We start from the raw sequence: 463 nt of genomic DNA, 5'->3' as shown, positions 1-463 counted from the left end.
TTCCGTGTATGTGAGCACCAGTTGGTTGCCGTTGACCGTGGCGGTGTTGATTACCGGGGCCGTGGTGTCTGCTGGCGCTGGCGTGTTGTTGGTCACCGCGGTGGCCGCAAAGCTGGCCGCGTCGTTGCCGGCAGCGTCCTGTATGGCGTTGGCGTCGTTGCCGGTCGTGGGGTCGGCGTAGGCGACGGTGACCGTCTGGCCGTGGCTGACCGCCGTGCTCAGCGTGAGCGTGACGGTCTTGGCTTGGGCCTCGACGGTGACGTTGGTGACGGCGTTCGCGACGCCGTTGACAAGCACCGTAAAGGCCCCGTGGATCGATTCGATCAGACCCGCGTCCAGGTCGCTGACGTCGTCAAAGCTGAGTACCAGTTGGTCGCCGTTGACCCTGGGGCGCGTCGTGTCGCCGCTGGTGATCAGCTGCGGGGCCGTGGTGTCTGCCGGCGCGGGGGTGTTGTTCGTCACG

The 463-nt window shown here is 66.5% G+C and carries 1 protein-coding gene; it reads right to left on the bottom strand.

From position 1 onward, the window contains the following. Positions 1–463, bottom strand: a 463-nt coding sequence (locus tag VTU_RS29705) for a SwmB domain-containing protein (protein ID WP_040893931.1), incomplete at both ends; no start/stop codon positions are given.

The organism is Verminephrobacter aporrectodeae subsp. tuberculatae At4, from assembly GCF_000193225.1.
In the GTDB taxonomy this organism is placed as follows: Bacteria; Pseudomonadota; Gammaproteobacteria; order Burkholderiales; family Burkholderiaceae_C; genus Acidovorax; species Acidovorax aporrectodeae.
Note: the sequence above shows the minus strand (reverse complement) of the source record. Positions and strands in the feature narration are given on the sequence as shown.